General features: G+C 52.0%; 1 protein-coding gene and 1 pseudogene. Both read left to right on the top strand.

Annotation, left to right across the window (positions count from 1 at the left end; translation table 11 throughout):
• Positions 1–969 (top strand): annotated as a pseudogene (locus Q2B33_RS24040) (hypothetical protein); the annotation flags it as partial.
• Between the two features lie 218 nt (positions 970–1,187).
• A partial coding sequence (locus tag Q2B33_RS24035) for a hypothetical protein (RefSeq protein ID WP_300823498.1) occupies positions 1,188–1,690 on the top strand: 503 nt, incomplete at its 3' end.

The following is a 1,690-nucleotide window of genomic DNA, read 5'->3' as shown; positions in this document are numbered from 1 at the left end:
GAAAACAAGGAGCATGAAAAGACTGATGCCGTCAGGGAAGCATATGGGAATCTCCACAGCGCATACAGCCGGAAGGATGAAAACTGGCGGGAATATCTTGACCAGTACAATGCAGTCCTGCGGGAGACGGAGCAGAATTATTTAAAAGAGCTGGAGCAGCTCCACCGGAAGCAGTTTGACAGCCTGCCGGAAGAAAAGAAGTATAAGGGCGGGCGCACCGTGGATGAACTGCTGCAGGACATGGCAGATGGGAAGGACTTAAACGATGCGGAACTGGAGTATGTGAAGATTTTTGCCAACCTGAAAGACATGGAAAAGGCACAGAATAAAGCGGAGCTGAAAAACAGCTTTTCAGATGATTTCGTAAAGAATCTGGAAAGCATGGGCATTTCCCGTGATGACATAGAAGGGATGCAGGTACGGATTGGGAGCAATGGGGATGTGTCCGTGGACGGGATAGAGGACGAGGGCGTCCGGGAACAGGTGCAGAAGCTGATAGATGAAAAGTACGGTGACCGGATGTACCAGTATTACATAGGGATTGCGGACAGCGTGGGAGACCTGTCCTCCAACACATACCGGTATGCCACGGACATACAGGAAGTCCGGCGCTACCTGAAAGGGGTTACAGGGGAGGACATTTCCTTAGAAAATCTCTATCTAACACCTGACGGGAAGATTGGAGGGCTGCCGGACAAGGCGGCTGATCTGATCAATAAGACAAAGGACAATGCCAGGGTAGAACGGATGAAGGATGCGCTGGTGGATATCATAGGGAAGATCAGGATAAGCGGAGACTTGGGGATTCCCGATTTCACTTCACAGTTCCAGTTCAAGGATGGGGCGTTCTCCGTGGCGGACAGCGGTTTTGCGGTGGATATGGGCGCACTGGATGGCCGGTTTACACCAAAGTCCTCCGGCAATATGTATTCCGATATGTATAAATATCAGTTCAAGAAAGTTTTATAAGACCCACGGCTGCGTATCCCGAATAAGCCGCAGCTTGATAAGGCAGGGCAGGCATCCCCGGCGTTCCGGCAGAACGGGGAATCTGCTTGGATTTATTACAAGGGAATAAGGGCGGCTCTGACCAACAGAGGAGCCACAGATAGGAAAAGGAATTGTGAGGTGGGCGCATGGGAATTTCGGTTTCAAGTACACTAAATTCGGCCAATACGAAACACAGTATGTCACTGAGCAGCAGAGGGCCTGACTGGTCTTTGATCCCAAGCGCTGGGAAAAGCAATAAATCAAAGGCCGAGTTTGCTGATGAAATCAAGGAACTGGCACGGAGAGCTGCGGAGACTACGAGCAAGAAAGAACTGGAGTATATCCACAGCCAGAGGGCGAGGTTATGTGCGGAATACATATCTGACGTATCGCCCGACAGGAGAGCGTTGTACCGGCAGGCTGAAAATTCGCTGAAGAGACAGAACGGCAATCCGAAATGCCACGGGAGCGGGGAACTGACGCTGCTTGACTTCCTGGAGGCGGCAGACGGGAGGGCGGAGAACCTTGCCGAAAAGAAGTTTGCGCTGGCAGGGGGCGGAACGCTGACCTGCCCGATCCTGACAAGCGGGGGATATGGCGCGGATATTTACTATCAGGGTACAAAGGTGCTGACATATCTCGGTTCGGGATATGGGTGGGCTTGTGAGAGGACTCCGGCTGAACGGGAAAAGGAAAGGGA

Source organism: uncultured Acetatifactor sp. (genome assembly GCF_948601915.1).
Classification (GTDB): Bacteria; Bacillota; Clostridia; order Lachnospirales; family Lachnospiraceae; genus Acetatifactor.
This window is presented reverse-complemented; position numbering and strand designations above follow the sequence as displayed.